The following is a 25,247-nucleotide window of genomic DNA, read 5'->3' as shown; positions in this document are numbered from 1 at the left end:
CGATGTCACTGGCCGAGGATTTCCTTTTCCTTGGCGGCGCAGATGCTGTCCACATCGGCGATCGCCTTGTCGGTCAGCTTCTGGACTTCGGTTTCGAGGCGCTTTTCCTCGTCCTTGCCGATCTCGCCCTTCTTTTCAGAGGCCTTCAGCGCGTCCATGCCGTCGCGGCGGACGTTGCGGACAGCGATCTTCGCCTTCTCGCCGTACTGGGAGGCGAGCTTGGCGAGTTCTTTGCGGCGTTCCTCGGTGAGGTCGGGGATCGGCAGGCGCAGCGTCTGGCCGTCGACAATGGGGTTGAGGCCGAGGCCGGCGGCGCGGATCGCCTTTTCGACCGGCTGCACGTTGCTGCGGTCCCACACCTGCACGGCGAGCATTCGCGCCTCGGGCGCCGTCACCGTCGCGACCTGATTGAGCGGCATGTGCGCGCCGTAAACCTCGACGTTCACGGGGTCGAGCAGCGACGTGGAGGCGCGGCCCGTGCGCAGGCCGCCGAGATCGTGCTTCAGCGCGTCGAGTGCGCCTGCCATGCGGCGTTCGATATCAGCCTTGTTATAGCTCATGCTCAGTCCCTTCGGATCTATTGGTTGCGCACGATCGTGGAGACGCCTTCGCCCGCAAGAACCCGCGCAAGGTTGCCGTGTTCCCGGATATTGAAGACGACGATCGGAATGGCGTTCTCACGGCAGATCGCGACGGCGGACGCGTCCATCACCTTGAGATTGTCGGCGAGCACCTTGTCGTAGCTGAGCGACTCATAGCGCGTCGCGCTTTTGTCCTTCTTCGGATCGGCGTTGTAGACGCCGTCGACGCTGGTGCCCTTGAACAGTGCGTCGCACTGCATTTCCGCCGCACGCAGCGCAGCGGCGGTATCGGTGGTGAAATAGGGATTGCCGGTGCCCGCCGCGAAAATGACGATCCGGCCCTTTTCCATGTGCCGCACGGCGCGGCGGCGGATGTAGGGCTCGCAGACGCTGGACATCGGGATCGCGGACTGGACGCGCGTATCGACGCCCATGCGTTCGAGGCTGTTCTGCACGGCGAGCGCGTTCATCACGGTCGCGAGCATCCCCATGTAGTCGGCGCTCGCACGGTCGAAGCCCTGCTCGGCCGCCGCGAGGCCGCGGAAGATGTTGCCGCCGCCAACAACGAGGCAAAGCTCGAATCCGGCTTCCTTGGCGATGCGGACTTCATCGGCAACGCGGTTGACGGTGACGGTATCGATGCCGAACGTCTGGTCGCCCATAAGCGCCTCGCCCGACAGTTTCAGAAGAATGCGCTTGAACGGCTTCGATGACATACGTTTTGTCGCGCCTCCCGATACGCGGGGCGCACCTTAGTTGGCCGGCGGGGGGCGGACAAGCGCCGCCACCCCGCGTCCGGCTGAAATTTTAACGGCCGACGGCGGCGGCGACTTCCGCCGCGAAATCGGTCTCTTCCTTCTCGATGCCCTCGCCGAGCTGGAAGCGCACGAACTCGGCGATCTTCACCGGCGTGCCGAGGTCTTTCGCAGCCTTGGCGACCACGTCCGAGACCTTGCTCTTGCCATCGATCACGAAGATCTGGCCGAGCAGCGTCGATTCGCCGAGGAACTTGCGGACGCCGCCTTCCACCATCTTCTCGACGATGTCGGCAGGCTTGCCCGACTGCGCGGCCTTCTCGCGGGCGATCGAACGCTCACGATCGACAACCGCCGGGTCAACGCCCGTCTCGTCGAGCGCCAGCGGGTTTGCGGCGGCGATGTGCATGGCGAGCTGCTTACCGAGCGCCTCGAGCTGGGCGGCATCGCCCGTCGATTCGATCGCGACGAGCACGCCGATCTTGCCGAGACCCGGCGCGGCGGCGTTGTGCACGTAAGACGACACGACGCCCGACGAGACCGAAACCTGCGCAATGCGGCGCAGCGACTGGTTTTCGCCGATCTTCGCGATGTTGTCGGTCAGCGCTTCCGAAACCGGCTTGCCGGCGGCGGTGGTCTGCGCGCCGAGCGCGGCGACGTCCGTCGTGCCGCTGGCCAGCGCGAGGTCGGTCACTTCGCGGACGAAGCCCTGGAAAATCTCGTTCTTCGCGACGAAGTCGGTTTCCGAGTTCACCTCGACCGCCGTGCCCTTCGTGCCGCTGGTGGCGACACCGACGAGGCCTTCGGCGGCCGTGCGGCCGGCCTTCTTGGCGGCAGTAGCGAGGCCCTTGGCGCGCAGCCAGTCGACCGCAGCTTCGAAGTCGCCGCCGGTTTCGGTGAGCGCCTTCTTGCTGTCCATCATGCCGGCGCCGGTGCGCTCGCGCAGGTCCTTCACAAGCTGTGCCGTGATCTCGGCCATGTGCTTAATCCCTTCTGTCTTTGAATGAGGCGGGGCGGCTGCCCGTTACGGCGCCGCCCCTTCCGTTTTGTGACACACCGCTCGAAAAGCGGCGTGTGGGGCGTCAGGCGGCGACTTCGGCCTGCGGCTCGGCCGCTGCGCCGAGGTCCGCGCCCAGATCGCGCTGACGGTTCTGGTTGCCGCCGAGAACCGCATCCGCAATCGCGTCGCAGTAAAGGCGGATGGCGCGCGAGGCGTCGTCGTTGCCCGGGATCGGGAACGCGATTCCGCTCGGATCGCTGTTCGTGTCGAGGATCGCGATCACGGGGATGCCAAGCACGTTGGCTTCCTTCACGGCGAGATCTTCCTTGTTCGTGTCGATTACGAACATGACGTCGGGCAGGCCGCCCATGTCGCGGATACCGCCAAGCGAGGCTTCGAACTTGTCGCGCTCGCGCGTCATCTTCAGCACTTCCTTCTTGGTGAGGCCGTGCGTGTCGCCGGCAAGCTGCTCTTCGAGCTGCTTGAACTTGCGGATCGACTGCGAGATCGTCTTCCAGTTGGTGAGCATACCGCCCAGCCAGCGGTGGTTCACGAAGTGCTGACGCGAACGGCGCGCGGCCTCCGCGATCGGCTCCTGCGCCTGGCGCTTGGTGCCGACGAACAGTACCTTGCCGCCGGCCGCAACCGTGGCGCGGACGAATTCGAGCGCACGCGCGAACTGCGGGACGGACTGCGACAGATCGATGATGTGCACGCCATTGCGGTCACCGAAGATGTAAGGCTTCATCTTCGGGTTCCAACGGTGCGTCTGGTGACCAAAGTGGGCGCCAGCTTCCAAAAGCTGCGCCATCGTGACGACGGGTGCCGCCATAATCGTTTCTCCTTCCGGTTTGACCTCGATGCAGGAGGAAGGCAGCAGGCTGCCCACCGGATATGTTCCCGCATCTGTGGAATGCGGCGGCCTTTAGCGCCGCGCGGCGGCAAATGCAAGGGGGCGCCGGATTGTCCGGGGGACGAAAGCGGCGTATTGCGTATCAGGCGCAAAGATCGTCTTGGGAGGACGACATGCTCAAGTCCGCGTTCATTCTCGGCATGGCCGCCACGGCGGCGGGGTCGACGGCTCCCGAGACGGGGCGGGCCGACCGAAACAGTGTGTTCGTACTGTTCAGCGGCGGCGCACCAACGATTCAGATCAACACCGGAACACGCGCCTGTCCCCTCGAAGCGCCGAAAGCATCGTCCGCACGCCGCAGCAAACCGGTGTTCACCATTTACTGACCCGGAGGCGGAGGTCCATGCACGGCGAGGGCCGCGTTGTAGTAGCGCGGGTCGGCGGTCACTTCGCGGCCCAGCCACGCCGGGCGGATCACGGCCTCATCCTCGTTCTCCAGTTCGCATTCCGCGATCACGAGGCCTGAAAACTCGCCTTCGAAAACATCGACTTCCCACAGCCTCCCATCCTCGATGACGTCATATCGCCGTTTGGCGAGCAGCCGCCCGCTGCGCAGCGCGATCAGCGCGCGCGCATCTTCGAGCGGCACATCATATTCGAACTCGTCACGCGAAAGGCCGGAGACCCGGCCCTTGATGGTGAGCCTGCCGCCCGCATCATCGATGACCCGAACGCGCACTGAAGCGTGCTCGCCGCGCGCGATATAGGCCTGCGCCATCGCCCGGCTGCGCACGACGTTCGCGCGCCAGCCGTCTCCCGTCACCAGGAACTTGCGTTCGATCTCCGTCCCCATCAGCCGGCGTCGCGCCAGTCGTCCCACGCGCGCTCCCAGCGGCGGAGGCGGGCCTTGCAGGGTTCTTCGAACAGGACGGCGCCGAGCTTCAGCGCCTCTTTTTCGAGCGACTGCCGTCGTTCGATGGCCGCCTTTTCGAGACGCCTGAGCGCCTTCTCCTTGCGGTCGTGGAGCCGCGCCTCGAGCGCGCAGAGATCGTGCTGTTCGCCAAGAAGATCGCCGAGCCGGCCCAGCATCTCGCCACGCGCGGCGAGGCCTGAATCGATGTCGTGGAGCAGGCGCACCTGAAAGCCGTGGTCCTTGATGTGCTTGCGCCACTCGTGGAAGGCTTCGATATCGCCGCCCGCCGCCTCGGCCATCAGTGCCGTCGCCTTGCGGCAGGTCCGCCGCAAACCCTTGCGAAGCGCGCCGAAACCGTCGCGTTCGAGCCGCCAGTCACCGGACGCCGCCCGCAGCGCGAGGAGCCGTGCGCGCGCATCCTCAAGCACAGCGCCGCGCACGCGCAGAGCCGCCGTTTGCTCATCCGCCTCCAGCGAGGTGCGAAAGGCGGCGAGCGTCTTGCCGCCGCTTTCGCCCGCAACGCTGTCGAACGTCGCGAGCAGCACCTGCGCCTCGCGCACGTCGGCAAGCCTTGCTGCGAGCGTGCGTAGCGCCGCGTTGGCTTCGGAATAGCCGGGAAAGACCGCGCGCAGCAGCCGCAGCAGCGCGCGTATCCGCTTGGTTGCCGTGCGGACGCCGTGGACGCTGCGTTCAAGATCAGCGTCCGCACTCGCCAGCGCCGCAAGCGCGCCGTCAAGCTGCTCGGCCGCGATCCGGCGCAGCGCGGCTTCGATGCCAGCGTCGCCCGGCGCGAAACGATAGGCCATAGGTCGATGTCGCTCCGCCCTTGTTTCAGCACGCTGCTATAGGCGCTTGGCGCACAAAAAAAAACGGCGGACGCAAACTCAATGCGTTCCGCCGTCAGTTTCTCGGTGTGGGTCAGCTCAGGCAATCGACCCAGACCGAAAGCTGCGGGGCCTGTCCATACAGACATCCTCGCGCTGCCAGCCTTGCTTCAGCAAGGGCAGTGCCAGAACATCAATTGTTTTAAATCAATGATTTGCGAATGACGTCACTTTGATGATTCTGTGCCGTCAGCCCCATTTCGGGACAGTCAGCGCAGTCGTCCCGCCACCGCCCACCAGCCCGGATGCCCGGCCGCGATCGCAGCGCGGGCCGCTTCCGCGTCCGCAGCGGCATCAAACAGGGCGAAACAGGTCGCGCCAGAGCCTGACATGCGCGCGAGCGCGGCACCACGCTGATCGAGCGCATCAAGAACCGCGCCGATCACCGGGCACAGCGAAACCGCGGGCGCTTCGAGATCATTGCGCCCCACCAGCGCGGAAGCGAGTGGCGGACCGTCTGCGAGCGCGCCCCGGTCGATGCCGTCCCACGCCGCGAACACGGGTCCGGTCGCGAGCGGTACGCCAGGATTGACGAGCAATACGGCTTTGCCGCGCAGGTCGGCGTCGGCGAGCGTGCAAAGCTGCTCCCCTACTCCGGCGCCGCGCTGTGTGCGGCTGCCGACGCACGCGGGCACGTCTGCACCCAGTGAGGCAGCAATCGCGCACAGTGCCGCCGCGTCGGCATCGATTCCCCAAAAACGGTTGAGAAGGCGCAGCGCCGCCGCTGCGTCCGCCGAGCCCCCGCCGATACCAGAGGCGACCGGCAGCCGCTTGTCGAGCGTGAGCGCCGCGCCCGCCCTCACCCCGTAAGCGCTTGCAAGCGCGCGCGCTGCACGCATCACGAGGTTGCTCTCGTCCGCAGGCAGGCCCGCGCCGAAGGGGCCGCCAATGGCCAGCGTGACGTCATCCGCCACGCGCACGGAGAGAATGTCCCCGAAATCCGCGAATGCGAAGATGGCTTCGATGTCGTGATAGCCGTCCGCGCGGCGCTGCCGCACGTGGAGCGCGAGGTTGATCTTCGCCCAGCCGGTCTCGGCGGCCGCTTCGCCGGTCACTTCTTCGCGGTATCCCTCAGCGCGAGATCGAGGCCGTAGTCGTACTTGGTCTCGAGCGTTCCCTTGCGCTCCGGCGTCGGATCGGCGTCGAGCGCGGCCTTCCAGCGGTGGCGCGCCTCGATACGGCGGCCCACCATCCAGTAGGCATCGCCAAGATGTTCGGTGATGACGGGATCGTCGGCAACCGCCGCGACCGCCTGCTCCAGCGTGGCGGCGGCAGCCGCATATTCGCCAGCCTGATACTGCGCCCAGCCGAGCGAGTCGGTGATGTAGCCGTCTTCCGGCGCGAGGCTGTGCGCCTTTTCGATGAGAAGGCGCGCTTCCGGCTTCGAAAGCCCGCGATCGAGGAGGGCGTAGCCGAGATAGTTCAGCAGTGTCGCATCCGCAGGTTGTAGCCGGATCGCCTCGCGCAGCGACGCCTCCGCCTCGGGCCACTTGCCGCCCTGTTCGAGCGCCGAACCCTTCAGGAAATGCAGTCGCCAGACGATTGCCGGGTCCGCCGGGCCGAGCGTGAGCGCCTTGTCGTAGGCCGCGGCCGCATCGAGGAAACGCTTCGCCGATTGCAGCGCGTCACCATAGCGCGCGAGATCCTCGGCGCGGGCGCCCGGTGCGTTCGCGGCGGTCTCCAGCAGCTGCATCGCTTCGGGCTCGCGGTCGAGCCGCGCGAGGATCGCCGCCTCCTGCCCCAGCGCCATCGCTTTCTCGTCGTCGCTGCCGCGCACCTTGCGAACGGCATCGAGCGCCGCTTCATAACGCTCTGAAGCAGCGAGAAGTTCGGTCGTCAGCAGCCAGCCCGATGCCTGATCGGGGGCAAGCATCGTGGCGATGCGCGCCAGCGTGAGCGCGACCGGAATCGGCCGTTCGCGCGAAAGGTCCGCCGCCATGCGCAGCGCGAGCAGCGCGACGCCCTCGCTGGCGTTTGCAGGAATGCCGACGATCGGCGTGCCTGCCGCAAGCGCGGCCTTCGCCGTCTCGACATCGGTGTGCCCGGCCGACTCCGTCAGCCGCTTCAGTGCCTCCTCAGGCTGCTTTTCGGCCTGCAGCGCGCGCGCTGCGGCGATCCGCATCCGGATGTTGCGGCCACCGTCATCCATGGTCAGTTGGTCATAGATTTCAGCGGCTTCCGCGTAGCGCTTCGCGCGGAACAGCAGATGTGCGCGGTGTTCGAGAACATAGGTGCGCGCGAACCCCTCGAGTTTTTCCGTGTCGAGCTTGCGGATGCCCTCTGCAGTTTTGCCGCGCGCCTCGTCGATCCACGCATCGATGATCGGCACGATGAAGCTGCCGAACCCCGCATCGGTGAGCCGCGCCGTCGCCTCGCGGGCATCGTTCCACTTCCGCGTTTTGATCGCGTTCGCGACGAGCAGCAGCGTAACGCCGCTGTCGAAGCGGTCCTGCCGCGCCAGCCGCTCGCCGACGCCGATGGCAAGCGCCTCGTCGCCCGCCGCGATGGCAAGATCGAAGGTCTGCCGCAGCAGTTGCGGATCGTCGGGCGCATAGGTGAGCGCGCCCGCGAAATAGTCGGCTGCCCGCCCGAGTTCACCGTTCGCGAGCGCGAGGTGGCCCTGCACGTAGCTGCCGTAGTCCGCCTCCTGCGCGGGCATCACAGTCGCCTGCGCCGAGGGCGCCGCGAGCGCGGATGCGAGGAGGAAGGCTACGGCTGCACGCATGGAAACCTCGCTACATATTGGGATAATTGGGACCGCCGCCGCCCTCGGGCGTGACCCAGTTGATGTTCTGCGTCGGATCCTTGATGTCGCAGGTCTTGCAGTGGACGCAGTTCTGCGCGTTGATCTGGAAGCGCGGATTGCCCTCTTCCTCGCCCACGACCTCGTAAACGCCCGCCGGGCAGTAACGCTGCGCGGGCTCGTCGTAGAGCGGCAGGTTGTACGAAATCGGGATCGACGGGTCTTTGAGCTGCAGGTGGACCGGCTGGTCCTCCTCGTGGTTGGTGTTCGACAGGAACACCGAGGAGAGACGATCGAAGGTCAGCACGCCATCAGGCTTGGGGTAATCCGGCTTCTTGCAGTGCTCCTTGCGCCAGAGCTGCTCGTTGTCGGGGTGGTGCTTCATCGTGAACGGCAGATGGATGCCGTACTGTTCGAGCCACATGCTCGCGCCCGCAAGCAGCGTACCGACGAAATTGCCGAATTTTTCAACAAGGGGGAGCGTGTTGCGGACGATGTAGAGTTCCTTCTTCACCCAGCTTTCGTCGTAAGCGACGGTGTAGGCGGAAAGTTCATCCTGCGCGCGTCCGGCGGTGACGGCATCGAATGCAGCGTCCGCAGCCATGATCCCGGTCTTGATCGCGGTATGCGAGCCCTTGATGCGCGGCACGTTGACGAAACCCGCCGCGCAGCCGACGAGCGCACCGCCCGGGAACACCAGCTTCGGCACAGCCTGGTAGCCGCCATCGTTAATCGCACGCGCGCCGTAAGATACGCGGCGGGCGCCCTTGAGCATTTTCGCAATCGCAGGATGCGTCTTCCAGCGCTGCATTTCATGGAAGGGCGAGAGATGCGGGTTCCGGTAATTGAGCCACGTCACGAAGCCGAGCGCAATCTGGTTGTTCGCCTGATGATAGATGAAGCCGCCGCCGTTGGCATCGTCGAGCGGCCAGCCCTGCGTATGGATGACACAGCCCTCATCGTGGTTATCGGGATCGACATCCCACAGCTCTTTTATACCGATTCCATAGACTTGCGGCTCACTGCTCGCATCGAGCGCGAAGCGCTTCTTGAGCTGCTTGGTCAGATGGCCGCGTACTCCCTCCGCAAAGAACGTATACTTCGCATGAAGTTCAAGGCCCGGCTGATACGACGGCTTGTGGCTTCCGTCGCGCGCGATGCCGAAATCGCCGGTAGCCACCCCGCGCACAGCTCCATTCTCGTCGAATAGAACCTCCGAGGCCGGAAAGCCGGGGAAGATCTCAACGCCGAGCGCTTCCGCTTGGGACCCCAGCCAGCGGCAGAGGTTGCCGAGACTGCCAGTATAGCAGCCGTCATTGTCCATGAACGGCGGCAGCAGGATATGCGGGAAGTCGAACTTTCGGTTCTTCGTCAGGATCCAGTGATGGTTGGACGACACCTCGACCGTCATCGGATGACCGTCCATCTCGCGCCAGTCCGGCAGCAGCTCATCAAGGCCGCGCGGATCGAACACCGCGCCCGAAAGGATATGCGCGCCGATCTCCGAGCCCTTTTCGAGCACGCAGACCGAAATCTCCTGCCCTGCCGCCTGCGCGCGCTGCTTCAGCCGGATCGCCGACGCGAGACCCGCCGGTCCGCCGCCGACAATGACGACGTCATAGGCCATCGATTCGCGTTCGCTCATGGCTTCCTTCCCTTTCCCCCGTTTGCAACTCTAGCCGTGCGCCTTATGGCATACGACACAATAATGGTTTTGGCGGGTTTGATAGGTCGCAAGGCCGAGCTTGGCCAGAGCGGATTGAAGAGTTGAGGAACATGCGAGTGTTGGAGGGGAGCGAGCGCGACGAACTGCTTGCCACGCTCGGCTGGTGGGTCGAGGCGGGCGTGGATACGCTCGTCGACGCGTCCCCGCGCGACTGGCGCACGCCGCCGCCGCGCGCCACGATTCGCGAGATCCCCGCGTCCTTACCCGAGCCGGAGCTTGTGCTACGTACCGGCACAGCAAGCCCGCCGGCGACCGTCACGGCCACGACAATCGGCGAACTGCGCCACGCGGTCGAAATCTTCGAAGGCTGCCCGCTGCGCACCGGGAACGTCAGCACGGTCTTCGCGGACGGCAATCCGGAGGCCGACCTAATGCTAATCGGTGAAGCGCCCGGCGCGCAGGAAGATCGCATGGGCTTGCCCTTCGTGGGGCCTGCTGGCCAGCTTCTCGACCGGATGCTCGCGGCGATCGGCCGCAACCGCACGACCGCCTACATCACGAATGTCACCTTTTGGCGGCCGCCCGGCAATCGCACGCCGACCCCCGCGGAGGTGGAGACGACGATGCCGTTCGTGCGCCGCCACATCGCGCTCGTGCGCCCGAAGGTGATCGTCGCGCTCGGTGCCTGCGCGGCGCGCGCGCTGACGGGTGACGTCACCGGGATCATGCGGCTGCGCGGCCAATGGCGTACGATTTCCGTGGAAGGCACGGACTTTCCGATCCTGCCGACGCTGCACCCCGCATTCCTGCTGCGCCAGCCGGAAGCGAAGCGCCTGGCGTGGGCCGATCTCCTCGCCGTGAAAGCCAAGCTCGATGCCGATTGACGAAAGCCTGCCCTTCCTTCCGGTCCGTATCGCCGTGCTTACCATCTCCGACACGCGCAGCCTCACCGACGATCGTTCGGGGGCTACGCTCGTTGAGCGGCTGGAGGGTGCCGGGCACGTGCTCGCGGCACGCGAAATCGTGAAGGATGACGTCGGGACTATCGTCGAACAGCTCGCGGCATGGATCGATGACCCCGAGATCGACTGCGTGATCACCACGGGCGGCACCGGCGTCACTGGCCGCGACGTCACGCCCGAAGCACTTGCCGAGGTCTGCGAGAAGGACATCCCCGGCTTCGGCGAACTGTTCCGCTGGCTCAGCTTCCAGTCGATCGGCACGTCCACCGTGCAGTCGCGCGCCACAGCAGGCGTTGCACGCGGTACCTACATCTTCGCCCTGCCCGGCTCGACCGGCGCAGTGAAGGATGGCTGGGACGGCATTCTTGCAGCGCAGCTCGACAGCCGCCACCGCCCCTGCAACTTCGTGGAACTGATGCCGAGGCTGCGGGAGCGCTAGTCGCTCTTCACCGCAGCAAGCTCGTGCCCTTCGAGATCGACGAAGTGGAAGCGGCGACCGCCGGGGAACGGGAAAATGTCGAGGCTGATTATACCGCCTGCTGCAATCACGGCTTCCCGTGCCGCTTCCAGGTCGTCGACTTCTATCACCGGCAGCACATGCGCGGTTACGTGTTCGCCCGTGCCGTTGAAGCCGATGTCCGTGTCGCCTGTTACCGTCGCGGCATAATCCGGCCCGAAGTCGTTGATCTTGAATCCGAACACGCCCGCGTAAAAGCGTTTGGCCTTCGCGATATCGCGCGTCGGCAGTTCCACGTAGTTGAAGCGCGCCATCTCCATTCCTCTCATTGTTCTTGATTTGTTCTTAACCTGCGCGCATAATTTGTCAATGTCGAGACGCGTCAACGCCGCGCGCGGCGCAACCCTGAACACAACCAGCACCCGCTTCGACGATCTGGCGCGTGAGGCGGACGGCGATTGGCTGGACTCAGTGGCCGAGGACGACCTGCCATCGTTCCGCACCGAGATCAGCTATGAAACACCGCGCACCGCGATCACGCGCAACACCTCGCCCGACCTCTCCTTCGACCGCTCGATCAATGCCTATCGCGGCTGCGAGCACGGCTGCGTCTATTGCTTCGCGCGGCCGACCCATGCCTACCTCGGCCTTTCGCCCGGGCTCGATTTCGAGCGCAGGCTGACGGTGAAGAAGAGCATTCCCGAACTGCTCAGGAAGGAGCTGGAGAATCCGCGCTATGAATGCCGGCCGATGGCACTCGGCACCAACACCGACCCTTACCAGCCTGTGGAAGGAAAGTACGGCACTACGCGGAAAATACTCGAAATCTTGTCGGAAACCAATCACCCCGTGATGATCACCACCAAGTCCGCACGCGTGATGCGCGATATCGATATCCTCGCCCCTATGGCGGAACGCGGCCTTGCCGCGGTGATGGTGTCCGTTACCACGCTTGATCCCGAGACCGCGAAGACGCTGGAGCCCCGCGCTACCGCTCCGCATCGGCGCATCGCGGCGGTAAAGGCGCTCGTCGAAGCCCACGTGCCCGTTTCCGTGTCGCTCGCCCCACTCATCCCGGCCATCAACGACCACGAGATCGAGGCGATCCTGGAGGCGGCGGCAAAGGCAGGCGCGGGCATGGCCTCCATGATCCTCATCCGCCTGCCGCACGAGGTCTCGCCGATCTTTCGCGCGTGGCTTGACGCGAACATGCCGGACCGCGCCGCGCGGGTGATGGCGCACATACGGGAAATGCGCGGCGGCAAGGACAACGAGGGCGGCTTCCACGCGCGCTTCAAGCCGCAGGGCGCCTACGCCGCAATGATCCGCGCACGTTTTCAGGCCGGCTGCCGCCGCTTCGGGCTCACCCGCCGCGACATCCCGCTGCGCACGGACCTGTTCAGCCCGCGCGGCAGGCAGTTTTCCCTGTTTTAGGCGGCGTCGGGGAAGCGGTAGTCCTTGAACTGCTGGCGCAGCGTCAGCTTCTGGATCTTGCCCGTTGCCGTGTGGGGGATTTCCTCCACGAAGACGACGTCGTTGGGCATCCACCACTTGGCGACGCGGCCTTCGAGGTGATCGAGAAGCTCCTGCTTGCTCGGGTTTGTGCCCGCCTTCAGCACGATGATGAGAAGCGGCCGCTCGTCCCACTTCGGGTGCGGCAGGCCGATCACCGCCGCCTCGGCCACAGCGGCATGGCCGACAGCCTCGTTTTCGAGCTCGATCGAGCTGATCCACTCGCCGCCGGACTTGATCACGTCCTTCGCGCGGTCGGTGATCTGCATGTAGCCGGAAGCGTCGATCGTGGCGACGTCGCCCGTGTCGAACCAGCCGTCGGCATCGAGTACGTGGCCGCCGTCACCTGCGTAATATTCGCGCACAACCCAGGGTCCGCGCACCATCAGGTGCCCGAACGCCTTGCCGTCGCGGGGCATTTCGTCGCCGTTGTCGTCCACGATCTTCATCTCGACACCGAAGATCGAGCGGCCCTGCTTGGTCTGGATATCGAACTGCTCTTCCTGCGGCTTTTCGAGCGCCTCGGCGGAAAGCGAGCCGAGCGTGCCGAGCGGTGACATCTCCGTCATGCCCCACGCGTGGCAGACCGTGACGTCATACTTCTGCTTGAAATCGACGATCATCGAGCGCGGCACGGCGGAGCCGCCGATGACGACGCGTTTGAGTTCACCGAGCCCCTCGCCAGTCTTTTCGAGGTGCTGGAGCATCGAAAGCCAGACGGTGGGAACGGCAGCGGTGAGCGTCACCTTCTCGCGAAGGATGAGGCCGTGCAGCGTCGGCGCGTCGAAATGCGCGCCGCCCATCACCAGCTTCGCGCCCGCGGCAGCGGCGGCATAGGGCACGCCCCACGCGTTCGCATGGTACATCGGCACGACCGGCAGGATCGACGTCGAAGATGTGAGGCCGAGCGCATCGGCCGAGTTCCCGCCGAGCGTGTGAAGTACGTTCGAGCGGTGCGTGTAGAGCACGCCCTTGGGATTGCCCGTCGTCCCCGAGGTGTAGCAGAGCCCAGCGGGCGTCTGCTCGTCAATATTGGCCCATTCGAAATCGCCGTCGCTCTCGGCGATCAGGTCTTCATAGGCGAGAAGGTTCGGAATACTTGTCTCGGGCAGGTGCTCGCGCCCAGTCATCAGCACATAGTGTTCGACTGTGTTCAGCTTCGGAGCGATCCGTTCCACGATCGGCACGAAGGTGAGATCGAAGAACAGCACGCGGTCGGCCGCATGGTTGATAATGTAGACGATCTGCTCCTCGAACAGGCGCGGGTTCACAGTGTGCGCGACCGCGCCCATGCCCGAAATGCCGTACCAGCACTCTACATGGCGCTGCGTGTTCCACGCGAGCGTCGCTACGCGATCGCCAAGCCGGATGCCCAGACGGCTCAACGCCTGCGCAACCTTGAGCGCACGGTCGCGCACCTCGCGCCAATTCGAACGGGCTTCGCCGCCCTCGACGAGCGCCGTAACGATCTCCCGCGTGCCGTGATTGAGCGCTGCGTGGTCAATGAGTTTCCAGACCAGCAAAGGCCAGTCCTGCATTCCGCCTAACATGGTGACTCCTCCCAAAGAGCGGCCAGAGGCTAGCCGGAGCCCCGCCGCCAATCAATCCGGCGCCGACAACACCACCTCTTGACAATGAGAGAACAAATATGGAACAAGCGAACATGAGAAGAACAAAAGGGGTTCAAACATGGCCTTCATGCTCTCTGCCACGCTTTCAAGTCTGTTGCTTTTCGTAAGCTTCGCCGTGGTTGCTCGCATGTTCGCGGATGCGCGCCTGGCCATCGCGCGGGCGCTTCGCGGCGAAATCGAGGCCGTGATTACGGAGCGTCTGGTGACGGCTGTTGAGCCGATGCCGCGCCCGTGCCCGGCTCCGCGGTATCGGGAATGGCAGCCGCTACCGCTTGCCGCCTGACCTTGCGGTACGACAGGATCGCCATCGGGATCGTCGCCGCATAGACCACGGATATCAGCGATAGCGTCATATACGGCGCCGAAAGCAACGCCCCTGCAAACAACGCTACGCCGACGAGTGTCATGATGCGGTATTCGGGACGGATGCGCACCGATTTCCACGAATAGGTCGGCAGGTTCGAGACCATCAGGAAGGCGACCGTGCCGACGACGATGGCGGTGGCAGCGGTGCCGACCTCCGAATAATGGGCGAAACGGGTCGGCTCCAGCCAGTAATAAAGAAACATCGGGCTCAGCGTCAGCCCCGCCCCCACAGGCGCGGGAATGCCCGTGAGGAAACCGTGCTGCTTGTGCGGCTGGTCGGTGACGTCGAGGCTAGCGTTGAAACGCGCGAGCCGCAGCGCGCAACAGACGACATGGGCGAGCGCTACGATCCAGCCCACGCCCGGAAGCTGCTCCAGCGTCCACAAATAGATGACGAGGGCGGGCGCGACGCCGAACGCCGTGACGTCGGACAGCGAATCAAGCTCGGCGCCGAAGCGGCTTGCGCCTTTCAGCAGACGTGCAACGCGCCCGTCGATACCGTCGAGCACGCCCGCCACGACAATCGCAAGGATCGCCCGGTCAAAATCCCCGGCGATGGCGAGGCGCACGGAGGTGAGCCCGGCGCAGAGCGCGGCGATGGTGATCGCGTTTGGGATCAGCACCCGAATCGGGATGACCCGTTTCAGCCTGCGCGGACGCTCGTGGTCGACCTTCACTGGCGGACGCCGCGCAGCCGATCACCGGGGCCGCCCGGACGGCCGATCACGGTTTCGCCGGCGACTGCACGCTGTCCGACCGCCACGGCGGGAACTGTGCCTGCGGGCAGGTACACGTCGACGCGGCTGCCGAAGCGGATGAGGCCGACACGTTGGCCCGCGCCCACGCTTTCACCTGTATTCACAAATTTGATAATCCGCCGCGCGACGAGGCCGGCAATCTGCGTGAAGCCGATGCGGCGCCCATCGGCGCTTTCAACAACGAAATACTGCCGCTCATTGTGCTCGCTCGCCTTGTCGAGCTCGGCGTTCACGAACTTGCCGGGGACATAGACGATATCGCGTAGCGTACCCGCGATCGGGGAGCGGTTCACATGCACATCAAACACACTCATGAAAATCGAGACGCGCGTGAAGGTTCCCTCGCCAATGCCGCGCTCGCTGCCGGAAATCTCGCGCGGTGCCGGCACCTCCATGATCTGCGACACCAGGCCATCGGCAGGCGAAACGACGAGTCCCGCTCCTTCAGGCGTAACGCGCTGGGGGTCGCGGAAGAAGGCGAAGGTCCAGAACGTGAGAGCCGCCGAAAGCCAGCCGAGAATGTCCCAATCGACGACGAACCAGAAAAATCCGGTTAGAACCGCTGCAAGCACCACGAACTTGTTGCCGTCCGGATGGATGGAAGGCGGAAACTTGTAGGTCGCAGCGGCTTCGGCAGGCACGGGCGCAGCCGGCGCCGGCGTCGGAACGGTGGTCGCTTCAGGTGGCGTTGCGGGCGTCTCGGGGGGTGTTGTGTCGTTCATGCGCCTATCTTTAGCCCCTGCGCAGGTATGATGACAACGCGCAGCTTATGAGAAAGCTGGCAAAGCGTCCTGTCGCAACCCCGCCGCCTGTTGATCTTGGCCCTCGTTTCCGCCAAGAGCGTGCGCGAGTAAAAATCCATACACGACCAAGAGGTATCGATGGCGAAGATCAAGGTGGAGAACCCCATCGTCGAGATCGACGGCGATGAGATGACGCGGATAATCTGGCAGTGGATTCGCGAGCGCCTGATCCTCCCGTACCTCGACGTCGACCTCAAATATTACGATCTCAGCATCGAGAACCGCGACGCCACCGATGACAAGGTGACCGTGCAATCCGCGAACGCCATCAAGGAGTTCGGCGTCGGCGTAAAGTGCGCGACGATTACACCCGATGAAGCGCGCGTCGAAGAGTTCAACCTCAAGAAAATGTGGAAGTCGCCGAACGGTACGATCCGCAACATCCTGGGCGGCGTCGTGTTCCGCGAGCCGATCGTCATCAAATCCGTGCCGCGCCTCGTGCCAGGCTGGACCGACCCCATCGTCATCGGCCGCCACGCGTTCGGCGACCAGTACAAGGCCACCGACTTCCTGATCCCGGGCGCCGGCAAGCTGACGATGAAGTGGACCGGTGAGAACGGTGAGACAATCGAGCACGAGGTGTTCGAATTCCCGACCGCCGGCGTCGCGATGGGCATGTACAATCTCGACGATTCGATCCGCGACTTCGCGCGCGCCTCGCTCAACTACGGCCTCGCGCGCCAGTGGCCGGTGTATCTTTCCACCAAGAACACCATCCTCAAGGCCTATGATGGCCGCTTCAAGGATCTGTTCCAGGAGGTTTTCGACAAGGAATTCAAAGCACAGTTCGACAAGCTTGGAATCGTCTATGAACACCGTCTGATCGACGACATGGTGGCGTCGGCGCTGAAGTGGAGCGGCAAGTTTGTCTGGGCCTGCAAGAACTACGACGGCGACGTTCAGTCCGATACCGTCGCGCAAGGCTTTGGTTCGCTTGGTCTGATGACCTCGGTTCTGATGACGCCCGACGGCAAGACCGTGGAGGCCGAAGCGGCGCACGGCACCGTGACGCGCCACTACCGGATGCACCAGCAGGGCAAGGCGACCTCGACGAACCCGATCGCCTCGATCTTCGCGTGGACGGGCGGCCTCAAGCACCGCGGCAAGCTCGACAACACGCCGCAGGTCACCAAATTCGGTGAGCTGCTCGAGTGCGTCTGCGTCGAGACGGTCGAAGAGGGTCACATGACGAAGGATCTCGCGCTCCTCATCGGTCCGGATCAGGCGTGGATGACCACCGAGCAGTTCTTCGAGAAGATCGTGGAGAACCTCGAAACCGCGATGAGCAAGGAATTCTAGCGCTTTAGGCGCTTTTCTGCTGACGCCGCGGCGGCCTCCCCGTTAGGATGCCGTCGTGGCCGCAGATCCGCTCTTTTCCCCCGGTTTTCGTGATGCGCTTGTTATTCTGGGCGCGACCGGCCTTGTCATACCCGCGTTTCATCGTCTTCGGATCAGCCCGGTCATCGGGTTTATCCTCGTCGGGCTCCTTATAGGCCCCGCCGGGCTCGGGCGGCTGGGTGAAGCTTTGCCCTGGGTTCGGCATATTTCGATCGATGATCGTGAGGTCATCGATCCTTTTGCCGAGATCGGCATCATCCTGCTGCTGTTTTCGATCGGCCTCGAGCTTTCGTTCCGGCGCCTTTGGGATTTGCGCGGGCTGGTGTTCATCATCGGCCCGGCGGAACTCGCCATATCGGGCGGCCTCATCGGCGTCCTACTCCATCAGTTCACCGATCTTGGGGCGGTGGTTTCGCTGATGCTCGGCATTGCGCTCGCGATGTCCTCCACCGCGCTCGTGCTGCCGATGACAGGTACCAAGAGCGCGATCGGCAAGCCTGCCTTCGCAATGCTGTTGTTCGAAGATCTGGCGATTGTTCCCATCATTTTTGTGATGGGCGTCATCAGCCCGCTTCCGGGCAGCGATGACGCAGGCGACCTTACCCGAACGGTGGTGCTCGGTGCGTTGGTGGTGGTCGCGCTCCTGGGGCTCGGAAAGCTGCTGCTGCCACGCCTATTCCGGCAGGCGGCCCGTACCAAAAGCCCGGAGCTTTTTCTTGCCGTCTCCATGGTCGTCGTCATGGGCGCCAGCCTTGCGACCAGCGCGGTCGGTCTTTCGCCCATCGTCGGCGCGCTCGTCGCCGGTCTGGTGATCGCCGAGACGGAATACCGGATGCAGGTGGAAGTCACCGTCGAGCCGTTCAAGAACCTGGCGCTCGGCGTCTTCCTGATGACGGTGGGCATGAGCCTGGATTTTGAACTCATCGCCCGGATGTGGCCGTTCCTGATGCTCGCGATCGTCGGCATCATCCTCGTGAAGGCATTCGTAACAAGCGGGCTCCTCCGCCTTTCGGGCGCTCCCCGGGGCGTTGCCGCGAATGTCGGCGTGCTGATGGCGTCACCATCGGAAACCACGCTCATCGTGCTCGCCGCGGCCGTACAGGCGCGCGTGATCGACACCGACACCGCCGCTTTCTGGCAGATCGTCACCGCTGTCGGCCTTACCGCTACGCCGCTGCTGGCACGGATCGGCAGCGACACGGCGCGGCGCGTAGACCCGGCGGCGCGCGAACCGGCCCGGGAACCTTCCGAAAACAGCGGATGTACGATCGTCGCCGGCTATGGCCGGGTGGGCCAGATGGTGGCGGATATGCTGGTGCGCCATGAACAGTCCTTCGTGATCGTCGATGCGGACATCGACATGGTCGAACTCGGCCGCAAGCGCGGGCACGAAATCGTTTTCGGCGACGTCGGCCGCTCGGGGCTGCTGGAGCATCTCGGCATCGCGAACGCGCGCGCGATCGTGCTGACCATGGACGATCCGGTCCAGCTCGTGGCGACGACGCGCGACGTGCGCGCAGCCTACCCCAACCTTTGCATTATCGCCCGCGCGAAGGACGCAGAGCATGCCGCCCAGCTCTACCGAGCGGGCGCCACGGATGCCGTGCCGGAAACGCTGGAATCCTCGCTTCAGCTGGCCGAAGCCGTGCTTGTCGACATCGGACGGCCGATGGGCCTCGTCATCGCATCGATTCACGAGATGCGCGAGATCAAGCGCAACAAGATCAAGGCCATGGTCCCGGATCTACCGCGCGAGCCGCTGAAAGCCGCGTCACGCCTGCGTCGCAGCGACGAGGAAACGACGGAGTAGGCTCCTCAGGTCGCGAGCACGCCCTTCACCGCCGCGATGGCCTCCGCCGCCTTGTCGCCATCAGGACCACCGCCCTGCGCCATGTCTGGGCGTCCGCCTCCACCCTTGCCGCCGAGCGCCGCAACGCCCGCCTGCACGAGCGAGACCGCATTGAAGCGTTGGATCAGGTCATCGGTGACGCCGACGGCGATGCTCGCGCGGCCCTCGTTCACTGCCACGATCGCGGCAACGCCCGAGCCGACCTGCTTCTTCGCGTCATCAACCGCACCGCGCAGATCCTTAGGATCGAGCCCTTCGGCGACGCGCGCAACGAACTTCGTGCCCGCGACCTCCTCGGCTTCCGCCGCCGGGGCGGTACCCCCGCCGCCAAGCGCCAGCGCCTTCCTGGCATCGGCAAGCTCGCGCTCCAGGCGGCGGCGCTCATCGACGAGCGCCTGCACGCGCGCGGGGAGCTCGGCGGGCGCCACTTTCAGCGTCGCGGCGGCCTCGCGCAGCCGGTCTTCCTGCCCTTGCAGGTAAAGCCGCGCCGCCTCGCCGGTCAACGCCTCGACCCGGCGCACACCGGAAGACACAGCGCTTTCGCTGATGATCTTGACGAGGCCGATGTCGCCGAGCGCACGCACGTGCGTGCCGCCGCACAGTTCCACCGAATAGTCCGCGTCCGCGCCACGGCCCATCGAAAGCACGCGCACTTCGTCGCCGTACTTCTCGCCGAACAGCGCCATCGCTCCGGCCTCGATCGCGTCGGCGTGGCTCATCAGGCGCGTGTTCACCGCCGCGTTGCCGCGCACCTGCGCATTGACGTCGGCCTCGACCAGCGCGATTTCCTCCGCGCTCAGTGCCTTCGGGTGGCTGAAATCGAAACGGAAGCGATCTTCCGCGACGAGCGAGCCCTTCTGCGTGACGTGTGCGCCGATCCGATTGCGGAGCGCGGCGTGCAGGAGGTGCGTTGCCGAGTGGTTGGCGCGAATGCGATCCCGACGCGCCGCATCGACATCGAGCTGGACGACATCGCCGACGTGCACGCTGCCCTCGGCAATGCGCGCCTGATGAGCATGCAGCTTGCCGAGCGGCTTCGAGGTCGTTTCAACAACGGCTTTGAGGCCGCCGCCCGTGATCGTTCCGGCGTCGCCGGTCTGGCCGCCGGATTCGCCGTAGAACGGCGTCTGGTTGGTAAGGATGACGACAGTGTCGCCTGCGGCAGCACTCTCCACGCGGGCGCCGTCCTTGACGATGGCGATCACCTCGCCCTGCGCGGTGTCGGACGTGTAGCCCGTGAATTCGGTCGCGCCGAACTCCTCGGCGATGTCGAACCACACGCCCTCGTCCGCCTGCGCGCCGGAGCCCGCCCAGGCAGCGCGCGCGGCGGCCTTCTGCGCGGCCATCGCCGTGTCGAAACCGCTCTTGTCGACCGACAGGCCCTGACGGCGCAGCGCATCCTCGGTGAGATCGAGCGGGAAGCCGTAGGTATCGTAAAGCTTGAACGCCGTCTCGCCGGGAAGCACGGCTCCTTCTCCCATGCCCGCGGTCGCTTCGTCGAGAAGGCGGAGTCCCGTTTCCAGCGTTTGCCGGAAGCGCGTCTCCTCGAGCTTCAGCGTTTCCTCGATCAGCGGCTGCGCGCGCGTCAGTTCCGGGAACGCGCCGCCCATCTGGCTGACCAGCGACGGCACCAGCCGGTACATCAACGGATCCTTGGCGCCGAGCAGGTGCGCGTGGCGCATGGCGCGGCGCATGATGCGGCGGAGCACATAGCCCCTGCCCTCGTTCGACGGCAGCACACCGTCCGCCACCAGAAAACCGCTCGCGCGCAGATGGTCGGCGATCACGCGGTGCGAGGCCGACATCGGCCCTTTCGCATCGGTCTTCGTCATTTCGGCGGATTCACCGATCAGCGCCTGAAAGAGATCGATTTCGTAATTGTCGTGGGTGCCCTGCAGCACGGCGGCGACGCGCTCCAGGCCCATGCCGGTGTCGATCGACGGGCGCGGCAGATCGCGTACGATCTCGCCCGCTTCCTGCTCATACTGCATGAACACGAGGTTCCAGATCTCGACAAAGCGGTCGCCGTCCTCGTCCGGGCTACCGGGAGGGCCGCCGGGAATGTGGTCGCCGTGGTCGAAAAAAATCTCCGAACACGGTCCGCACGGGCCGTTGTCGCCCATCGCCCAGAAATTGTCCTTCGTGGCGATACGGATGATGCGGCTGTCGGGCAGGCCCGCGATCTTCTTCCACAGCGCGAAGGCATCGTCATCGGTATGGTAGACCGTCGCCGTCAGCCGGTCGGGCGAAATGCCCCACTCCTTCGTGATGAGGTTCCAGGCGAGGCTGATCGCACGTTCCTTGAAATAGTCGCCGAAGGAGAAATTCCCCAGCATTTCGAAGAACGTATGGTGTCGCGCCGTATAGCCGACGTTGTCGAGATCGTTGTGCTTGCCGCCCGCGCGCACGCATTTCTGGCTGGAAACTGCCGTGCTGTAGGGACGTGTCTCGAGGCCGGTGAACACGTTCTTGAACGGCACCATGCCCGCGTTCACGAACATAAGCGTCGGGTCGTTCTGCGGCACCAGCGGTGCGGAGGGCACGCGCATGTGCCCCTCGTCCCCGAAAAAGTCGAGAAATGAGCGGCGTATGTCGTTCGTGGAGGTCATGGCGAGCATGTAGTCGAGGACTGCGCGCTACTCAAGGCGACAGAATGACAGGCATGCGCGACCATTCCCCCTTGCGCTCGCGGCGCAACAGGCAGACCCTGCTCCTGTTGTGCCGCCTTGAGTGCCGGCCCAATGCACGAGGTCGAAACCGGGCGGCGATCATCCAGTATGGGGAGATCGTGACATGGCGGCTTTGTTACAGGAGACCGGCAAACCTGTCAGGGTGGTGGCGCTCGTCGGCCCGGCGGGCGCGGGCAAGACGAGCCTTGCAGAAGCGATGTTGTTCACGGCAGGCGCGATCCCGCGGCAGGGCAGCGTCGAGGCAGGAACGAGCGTCGGCGATGCGTCGCCCGAAGCGCGCGGGCGGCGCGGCTCCACCGAAGTCAATCTCGCCCGCTTTGATTACCTAGGCGATGCGTTCGCGATCGTTGACGCCCCCGGCGCGCCCGGCTTCGCGCCCGATGCGCTGCTTGCCGTGGCAGCCGCCGATCTTGCGATCGTGGTGATCGACCCCGATCCTGCGCGCGCCGCGCTCGTGGAGCCTGCCCTGCGCCAGCTTGAAACGCTTGGGCTCCCGCACGCGATTTTCGTCAACAAGATCGAGTCCGCGCGCGGGCGCATCCGCGATCTCCTCGAAGCGTTGCAGCCGATGAGCGCGAAGCCCATCCTTGCGCGGCAGATTCCCATACGCGAGAGCGAGACGATCACCGGCTTCGTCGATCTTGCGCTCGAACGCGCTTTCCACTACCGGCCCGGCAAGGCATCGGAGCGCATCGAAATGCCGTCCGCGCTAGCCGAACGTGAATCGGCTGAGCGCTTTCACATGCTCGAACAGCTTGCCGACCACGACGATGCGCTTCTTGAAAAGCTGCTGATGGACGAAATGCCCGATGCGGCGATGGTGTTCGGCGACCTGTCGCGCGAGACGGGCGAGAACCTTGTTGTGCCCCTGCTATTCGGCTCGGCGCTGGGCGATCATGGCGTGCGGCGGCTTTTGAAGATGCTGCGCCATGAAACGCCTTCGCCCGCCGCTGCTGCCGCGCGACTGGGTGCGGACGAAGGCGCCTTTGCCTTCAAAGTCGCGCACGGCAACGCTGCGGGGCGGCTCGTCTATGCACGCGCGTTCGGCGGGCTTGCCGAAGGTGCCGAACTTCGCGACGGGGCCGGCAATCCGGTCCGGGCCGGCGGGCTGTTCCACGTGCTCGGCGACAAGCTCGGCAAAACGGCAAGCGTACCGGCGGGCGCTATCGCGGCCATCACGAAGGTCGATACGATCGCGGCGGGTGACATTGTCTTTACGGCATGCCGCGCGCGGCGCACGCAGATCGCGCGCCCGGCACCCGGCCATGCGCTGGCGATCACGACGCGCGAACGGAAGGACGACGTGCGACTTTCCACTGCGCTTCACAAACTCGTCGAGGAAGACGTCGGGCTCGCCTGGGATCAGGACGCGGCCACGCACGAAATGCTTCTGCGCGGGCTCAGCGACGAGCATCTGAACATGGTGCTCGCGCGCCTCAAGCGGCGCTACTCCGTAGCCGTCGATGCGCAGCCGCCGCGTATTCCCTATCGCGAATCGATCCGGCGCGGTGCGACGCAGCGCGGGCGGCACAAGAAGCAATCGGGCGGACACGGCCAGTTCGGCGACGTGGTGATCGAGGTCGCCCCGCGCGGACGCGGCGAAGGCTTCGTGTTCAACGATCGCATCACCGGCGGCGCGATCCCGAAGCAATGGATTCCCGCAGTCGAGGCCGGAATCCGCGATGCGATGGAACGGGGTCCCCTCGGCTTTCCCGTCGTCGACGTTGCCGTGACGCTGACCGACGGCTCCTACCACACGGTCGACAGTTCGGAGCTGGCGTTTCGCACGGCCGGACGCATCGCGATGACCGAAGCACTCGCCGCATGCACGCCGCACCTGCTCGAACCCGTGGCGCGCGTGACCATCGAGGCGCCGGGCAGCGCTACCTCGCGCATCACGTCGAGCATCGCCAGCCACCGCGGACAAATGCTGGGCATTTCGCCGCGCGAGGGCTGGTCGCGATGGGATGTAATCGAAGCCTTGATGCCGGAAGCCGAACTCCACGGCTTCGGCGCGGAACTCCGCGCGATGAGTCAGGGGCTCGCGACATTCACGGCGACGTTCGACCATCTCGCTGAACTGAGCGGCACGCTTGCGGACGCGGTCGTTAAGCAGGCGCTGGCTGCATGAAGATGTGTAGGATCGAGGATAATATTTGATATTGCGAATTAAACTCAATAAAGAATGAAACACCGGTGGCTTCCCTCCCCCGGTTTCGTCCGTTTCGGCCTCCCTCCCTCCCCGGCCGTCGGATCGTCCCTGGCCGGAGCATGAGATGTCGTGCTCCGGTCCCTTTTCCTGCCTGCCGGAAACGAAAGAGGCCGCCCCGGAAAAGGCGGCCTCGGCGGGGGCACTGGGAAGGGCCGCCTATTCGTCGCTGTCGGTGTCCGGGCCCGCAGTGAGAAGGGCCTCGGAAATGCCGGCGGCGTTGGCGCGGATCGCCTTTTCGATCTTGTCACGCATCTCCGGATTGTCGCGCAGGAACTGCTTCGCGTTCTCGCGCCCCTGACCGATGCGCGTCGAATCGTGGCTGAACCATGCACCCGATTTCTCGACGAGGCCGATCTTGACGCCGAGGTCGAGAATCTCGCCAACCTTGGAGACGCCTTCGCCGTACATGATGTCGAACTCGACCTGCTTGAACGGCGGTGCCACCTTGTTCTTCACCACCTTCACGCGCGTCGCGTTGCCGACGATTTCGTCGCGGTCCTTGATCTGTCCCGTGCGGCGGATGTCGAGACGAACGCTCGCGTAGAACTTGAGAGCGTTACCGCCCGTCGTCGTCTCCGGGTTGCCGTACATAACGCCGATCTTCATGCGCACCTGATTGATGAAGATGACGATGCAGCGCGAACGACTGATCGAACCCGTGAGTTTCCTGAGCGCCTGGCTCATCAGGCGCGCTTGAAGGCCGACGTGGCTGTCGCCCATCTCGCCCTCGATTTCCGCCCGCGGCACCAGAGCGGCAACGGAGTCGACGACGAGGATGTCGATGGCGTTCGAGCGTACCAGCGTGTCGGTGATCTCCAGCGCCTGCTCACCCGTATCGGGCTGCGAGACGATAAGGTTCTCGATATCCACACCGAGCTTCTTGGCGTAAACGGGATCGAGGGCATGTTCAGCGTCGATGAACGCCGCCGTACCGCCGCCCTTCTGCGCTTCGGCGATCGCATGAAGCGCCAGCGTCGTTTTGCCCGAGCTTTCCGGGCCGTAGATCTCGATGACGCGGCCGCGCGGAAAACCCCCGACACCGAGCGCAAGATCGAGCCCGAGCGAACCGGTCGAGATGGAATCGATTTCCATGGCATCGCGCTGGCCGAGTTTCATTGCCGAGCCCTTGCCGAATGCCCGGTCGATCTGCGCCAGAGCCGCGTCGAGAGCCTTTTGCTTGTCCATGCCTGATTCCACCACCCGAAGCGCTGATGCCATTGTCTGGTCCCTCCTAGTGGGCTGACGAAGCCGTTTCAATGAGGGATCGTGTACGT

22 protein-coding genes are annotated in these 25,247 nt (G+C 64.9%); 7 read left to right on the top strand and 15 right to left on the bottom strand.

The features are described from left to right. Positions 1–5: 5 nt before the first annotated feature. From frr to rpsB, 4 genes are all read right to left on the bottom strand, one after another. Positions 6–560 carry a ribosome recycling factor gene (frr, locus tag H2052_RS02140; RefSeq protein ID WP_293777452.1) on the bottom strand — a complete coding sequence of 185 codons (555 nt, stop codon included), beginning with the start codon at positions 558–560 and terminating at the stop codon, positions 6–8. 17 nt (positions 561–577) lie between these two features. Continuing rightward, positions 578–1,297, bottom strand: a complete 720-nt coding sequence (gene pyrH / locus H2052_RS02135; protein ID WP_293777449.1) for a UMP kinase — start codon at positions 1,295–1,297, stop codon at positions 578–580. 91 nt (positions 1,298–1,388) lie between these two features. Then, on the bottom strand, positions 1,389–2,315 hold the full coding sequence (gene tsf, locus H2052_RS02130) for a translation elongation factor Ts (protein ID WP_293777446.1): 927 nt from the start codon (positions 2,313–2,315) through the stop codon (positions 1,389–1,391). Between the two features lie 103 nt (positions 2,316–2,418). Beyond that, positions 2,419–3,168, bottom strand: a complete 750-nt coding sequence (gene rpsB / locus H2052_RS02125) for a 30S ribosomal protein S2 (protein WP_121048966.1) — start codon at positions 3,166–3,168, stop codon at positions 2,419–2,421. A gap of 194 nt (positions 3,169–3,362) precedes the next feature. On the opposite strand from rpsB, the gene H2052_RS02120 reads away from it, so the two are divergent. Then, positions 3,363–3,575: a hypothetical protein gene (locus H2052_RS02120; RefSeq protein WP_293777435.1), complete on the top strand. Its 213-nt coding sequence runs from the start codon at positions 3,363–3,365 to the stop codon at positions 3,573–3,575. On the opposite strand, the gene H2052_RS02115 is transcribed toward H2052_RS02120, so the two are convergent. The 5 genes from H2052_RS02115 to H2052_RS02095 all read right to left on the bottom strand — a co-directional run bounded on the left by H2052_RS02115 (position 3,569) and on the right by H2052_RS02095 (position 9,374). Beyond that, complete coding sequence (locus tag H2052_RS02115; RefSeq protein ID WP_293777433.1) at positions 3,569–4,042, bottom strand: CYTH domain-containing protein; 474 nt, start codon at positions 4,040–4,042, stop codon at positions 3,569–3,571. The two genes, H2052_RS02120 and H2052_RS02115, sit on opposite strands and share 7 nt — an antisense overlap. Then, complete coding sequence (locus H2052_RS02110; protein WP_293777431.1) at positions 4,042–4,908, bottom strand: CHAD domain-containing protein; 867 nt, start codon at positions 4,906–4,908, stop codon at positions 4,042–4,044. Before H2052_RS02110 ends, H2052_RS02115 begins: the two co-directional genes overlap by 1 nt. Before the next feature lie 287 nt (positions 4,909–5,195). Further along, entirely contained in the window at positions 5,196–6,041 is an 846-nt protein-coding gene (locus tag H2052_RS02105) for a 4-(cytidine 5'-diphospho)-2-C-methyl-D-erythritol kinase (RefSeq protein ID WP_293777429.1), read from the bottom strand. Continuing rightward, a complete protein-coding gene (locus H2052_RS02100) occupies positions 6,038–7,711 on the bottom strand; it encodes a tetratricopeptide repeat protein (RefSeq protein WP_293777427.1) in 1,674 nt (557 codons plus the stop codon). The genes H2052_RS02105 and H2052_RS02100 overlap by 4 nt, the downstream gene beginning before the upstream one ends. 10 nt (positions 7,712–7,721) lie before the next feature. Next, the gene (locus H2052_RS02095) at positions 7,722–9,374 is read right to left on the bottom strand and encodes an electron transfer flavoprotein-ubiquinone oxidoreductase (protein WP_293777425.1); all 1,653 of its coding nucleotides are present in this window, start codon (positions 9,372–9,374) and stop codon (positions 7,722–7,724) included. Positions 9,375–9,511: 137 nt separating this feature from the next. Here H2052_RS02095 and H2052_RS02090 point away from each other — a divergent pair, with 137 nt between their 5' ends. Next, complete coding sequence (locus H2052_RS02090) at positions 9,512–10,279, top strand: uracil-DNA glycosylase family protein (RefSeq protein WP_293777423.1); 768 nt, start codon at positions 9,512–9,514, stop codon at positions 10,277–10,279. Beyond that, positions 10,269–10,796 carry a molybdenum cofactor biosynthesis protein B gene (moaB, locus tag H2052_RS02085; protein ID WP_293777421.1) on the top strand — a complete coding sequence of 176 codons (528 nt, stop codon included), beginning with the start codon at positions 10,269–10,271 and terminating at the stop codon, positions 10,794–10,796. The genes H2052_RS02090 and moaB overlap by 11 nt, the downstream gene beginning before the upstream one ends. Here the strand turns inward: moaB and H2052_RS02080 are convergent. Continuing rightward, complete coding sequence (locus tag H2052_RS02080; RefSeq protein ID WP_293777418.1) at positions 10,793–11,128, bottom strand: VOC family protein; 336 nt, start codon at positions 11,126–11,128, stop codon at positions 10,793–10,795. The genes moaB and H2052_RS02080 overlap by 4 nt on opposite strands. Before the next feature lie 55 nt (positions 11,129–11,183). Between H2052_RS02080 and H2052_RS02075 the strand changes: the two genes are divergently transcribed. Continuing rightward, positions 11,184–12,248 carry a PA0069 family radical SAM protein gene (locus H2052_RS02075; RefSeq protein WP_293777415.1) on the top strand — a complete coding sequence of 355 codons (1,065 nt, stop codon included), beginning with the start codon at positions 11,184–11,186 and terminating at the stop codon, positions 12,246–12,248. On the opposite strand, the gene H2052_RS02070 is transcribed toward H2052_RS02075, so the two are convergent. From H2052_RS02070 to H2052_RS02060, 3 genes are all read right to left on the bottom strand, one after another. After that, positions 12,245–13,876, bottom strand: coding sequence for a long-chain-fatty-acid--CoA ligase (locus tag H2052_RS02070; RefSeq protein WP_293777413.1), 1,632 nt, complete (start codon positions 13,874–13,876; stop codon positions 12,245–12,247). The two genes, H2052_RS02075 and H2052_RS02070, sit on opposite strands and share 4 nt — an antisense overlap. A 269-nt stretch (positions 13,877–14,145) precedes the next feature. Further along, complete coding sequence (locus H2052_RS02065; protein WP_293777411.1) at positions 14,146–15,000, bottom strand: phosphatidylcholine/phosphatidylserine synthase; 855 nt, start codon at positions 14,998–15,000, stop codon at positions 14,146–14,148. Next, positions 14,997–15,803: a phosphatidylserine decarboxylase gene (locus H2052_RS02060; RefSeq protein ID WP_293777409.1), complete on the bottom strand. Its 807-nt coding sequence runs from the start codon at positions 15,801–15,803 to the stop codon at positions 14,997–14,999. Before H2052_RS02060 ends, H2052_RS02065 begins: the two co-directional genes overlap by 4 nt. 159 nt (positions 15,804–15,962) lie before the next feature. Between H2052_RS02060 and H2052_RS02055 the strand changes: the two genes are divergently transcribed. Beyond that, positions 15,963–17,183: an NADP-dependent isocitrate dehydrogenase gene (locus tag H2052_RS02055; protein ID WP_293777407.1), complete on the top strand. Its 1,221-nt coding sequence runs from the start codon at positions 15,963–15,965 to the stop codon at positions 17,181–17,183. Between the two features lie 55 nt (positions 17,184–17,238). Then, entirely contained in the window at positions 17,239–19,032 is a 1,794-nt protein-coding gene (locus tag H2052_RS02050) for a cation:proton antiporter (protein WP_293777405.1), read from the top strand. A 5-nt stretch (positions 19,033–19,037) separates the two neighbouring features. On the opposite strand, the gene alaS is transcribed toward H2052_RS02050, so the two are convergent. Further along, positions 19,038–21,680 carry an alanine--tRNA ligase gene (gene alaS, locus H2052_RS02045; protein WP_293777402.1) on the bottom strand — a complete coding sequence of 881 codons (2,643 nt, stop codon included), beginning with the start codon at positions 21,678–21,680 and terminating at the stop codon, positions 19,038–19,040. 184 nt (positions 21,681–21,864) lie between these two features. Here alaS and H2052_RS02040 point away from each other — a divergent pair, with 184 nt between their 5' ends. Then, complete coding sequence (locus tag H2052_RS02040) at positions 21,865–23,892, top strand: elongation factor G (RefSeq protein WP_293777400.1); 2,028 nt, start codon at positions 21,865–21,867, stop codon at positions 23,890–23,892. A 237-nt stretch (positions 23,893–24,129) separates the two neighbouring features. On the opposite strand, the gene recA is transcribed toward H2052_RS02040, so the two are convergent. Further along, positions 24,130–25,191, bottom strand: a complete 1,062-nt coding sequence (recA, locus tag H2052_RS02035) for a recombinase RecA (protein ID WP_293777397.1) — start codon at positions 25,189–25,191, stop codon at positions 24,130–24,132. Positions 25,192–25,247 lie beyond the last annotated feature (56 nt).

This window comes from Sphingosinicella sp., from assembly GCF_013911755.1.
Lineage (GTDB): Bacteria > Pseudomonadota > Alphaproteobacteria > Sphingomonadales > Sphingomonadaceae > Sphingosinicella.
This window is presented reverse-complemented; position numbering and strand designations above follow the sequence as displayed.

What these genes read in the sequence shown, in the direction of transcription:
- H2052_RS02040 (WP_293777400.1), top strand. Translation starts at nt 21,865, where the DNA reads ATGGCGGCTTTGTTACAGGAGACCGGCAAACCTGTCAGGGTGGTGGCG.
- H2052_RS02115 (WP_293777433.1), bottom strand. Translation starts at nt 4,042, where the DNA reads ATGGGGACGGAGATCGAACGCAAGTTCCTGGTGACGGGAGACGGCTGG.
- moaB (WP_293777421.1), top strand. Translation starts at nt 10,269, where the DNA reads ATGCCGATTGACGAAAGCCTGCCCTTCCTTCCGGTCCGTATCGCCGTG.
- H2052_RS02055 (WP_293777407.1), top strand. Translation starts at nt 15,963, where the DNA reads ATGGCGAAGATCAAGGTGGAGAACCCCATCGTCGAGATCGACGGCGAT.
- recA (WP_293777397.1), bottom strand. Translation starts at nt 25,191, where the DNA reads ATGGCATCAGCGCTTCGGGTGGTGGAATCAGGCATGGACAAGCAAAAG.
- pyrH (WP_293777449.1), bottom strand. Translation starts at nt 1,297, where the DNA reads ATGTCATCGAAGCCGTTCAAGCGCATTCTTCTGAAACTGTCGGGCGAG.
- frr (WP_293777452.1), bottom strand. Translation starts at nt 560, where the DNA reads ATGAGCTATAACAAGGCTGATATCGAACGCCGCATGGCAGGCGCACTC.
- H2052_RS02075 (WP_293777415.1), top strand. Translation starts at nt 11,184, where the DNA reads ATGTCGAGACGCGTCAACGCCGCGCGCGGCGCAACCCTGAACACAACC.
- H2052_RS02110 (WP_293777431.1), bottom strand. Translation starts at nt 4,908, where the DNA reads ATGGCCTATCGTTTCGCGCCGGGCGACGCTGGCATCGAAGCCGCGCTG.
- H2052_RS02095 (WP_293777425.1), bottom strand. Translation starts at nt 9,374, where the DNA reads ATGAGCGAACGCGAATCGATGGCCTATGACGTCGTCATTGTCGGCGGC.
- H2052_RS02070 (WP_293777413.1), bottom strand. Translation starts at nt 13,876, where the DNA reads ATGTTAGGCGGAATGCAGGACTGGCCTTTGCTGGTCTGGAAACTCATT.
- alaS (WP_293777402.1), bottom strand. Translation starts at nt 21,680, where the DNA reads ATGACCTCCACGAACGACATACGCCGCTCATTTCTCGACTTTTTCGGG.
- H2052_RS02080 (WP_293777418.1), bottom strand. Translation starts at nt 11,128, where the DNA reads ATGGCGCGCTTCAACTACGTGGAACTGCCGACGCGCGATATCGCGAAG.
- H2052_RS02100 (WP_293777427.1), bottom strand. Translation starts at nt 7,711, where the DNA reads ATGCGTGCAGCCGTAGCCTTCCTCCTCGCATCCGCGCTCGCGGCGCCC.
- H2052_RS02120 (WP_293777435.1), top strand. Translation starts at nt 3,363, where the DNA reads ATGCTCAAGTCCGCGTTCATTCTCGGCATGGCCGCCACGGCGGCGGGG.
- H2052_RS02060 (WP_293777409.1), bottom strand. Translation starts at nt 15,803, where the DNA reads ATGAACGACACAACACCCCCCGAGACGCCCGCAACGCCACCTGAAGCG.
- rpsB (WP_121048966.1), bottom strand. Translation starts at nt 3,168, where the DNA reads ATGGCGGCACCCGTCGTCACGATGGCGCAGCTTTTGGAAGCTGGCGCC.
- tsf (WP_293777446.1), bottom strand. Translation starts at nt 2,315, where the DNA reads ATGGCCGAGATCACGGCACAGCTTGTGAAGGACCTGCGCGAGCGCACC.